Raw genomic sequence first — 1086 nt, 5'->3', positions numbered from 1 at the left:
GTATCGATATGTTCTCCTAGTGTTGCTTGGAGCTCTTGCCAGTCTATCTTCCCTTCTTTAAATATTTCAGGAAACAATTGTTGTAACTGTTCTATGTTTTCAGAAACGATGTCTGTACTTTTACTTAAGGGGTCGTTATGGTCGATTTTGTTCATGTTTTTATTATACATAATTTTTAAATCTAAGAACACACTTTATTTTCAATTAAAGTTAAATTATAAAGAGAAAAAACCATCGGTATTGTAAATACCAACTAATTTTATATGCGGGATTTTTAAAAAATTCACCTTAAATACTTTTATGTTGGAAATATCATCATTAAATGGGTTGGTTTTTCTAACATTATAAACAATACCTAATCTAATATTTGCTTGATTAGATAAAGCGGAAAGTAAACGAAAATTTCTATAATCGTCTGGGTATGGATTCCAATTTCCTATTGCAATGTAAGACCTTTTTAGTTCGTAAATTCTTTGAACAGCACCAGTTGGTGTAAGTTTCCATAAATCAATATCTGATACTGTTAGTGCTCTACCAAGATGTCCTCTTTGCCATTTATGATAAGCACTTGATGTTCTATCATTAAGATATTTAGCTGTAGATGTATTTGATACAGGAAGTCCATTTTGGCTAAAAATATCTCTTAGCTCTGCTAATGTAATTTCATTAGGTTGATTTGTAACATCATCAGCTACTTTGATGTTTTCTATTTCAATATCTGTATTGAATTTAATAACCTTAATAGGGAGATTGCAACTAATTGCAAAAGTTTTTAACAAATTGAATGCTTCGATTTGATCTGCGGTATAACCAGCGTTATATTCAATATTATTTGCACCTATTACAAGAGCGAGGAGTTTAGGCACACAATTATTATCTCCGTAAACTAATTGCCAAAGATTTCCAGAACAAAATTTAAAGTTTGTTAACTGGTTGGCGTTTATATGGTCATAAATTGCATTTCCTTTATAGTAATTCATTTTAATTTGTTTTAAATACTTCTTACTTCTTCTATATTATGTTGCTTTAGTTTTTGCATCACGTTCGTTTTTTGAGCACTGTCCTTAAATCCGTTGTCCTTAAAGA

Annotated in this window: 1 protein-coding gene; it reads right to left on the bottom strand. The window is 30.1% G+C overall.

Annotated elements, in window-relative coordinates:
- Positions 1-215: 215 nt before the first annotated feature.
- Positions 216-980 (bottom strand): hypothetical protein, encoded by a 765-nt coding sequence (locus tag BX611_RS00060; protein WP_115877460.1) that lies wholly within the window; start codon positions 978-980, stop codon positions 216-218.
- Positions 981-1086: the final 106 nt, after the last annotated feature.

The sequence above is a fragment of the Lutibacter oceani genome, from assembly GCF_003384935.1.
GTDB lineage: Bacteria > Bacteroidota > Bacteroidia > Flavobacteriales > Flavobacteriaceae > Lutibacter > Lutibacter oceani.
This window is presented reverse-complemented; position numbering and strand designations above follow the sequence as displayed.

Coding starts and splice junctions, on each gene's coding strand:
- BX611_RS00060 (WP_115877460.1), bottom strand. CDS start 980: ATGAATTACTATAAAGGAAATGCAATTTATGACCATATAAACGCCAAC.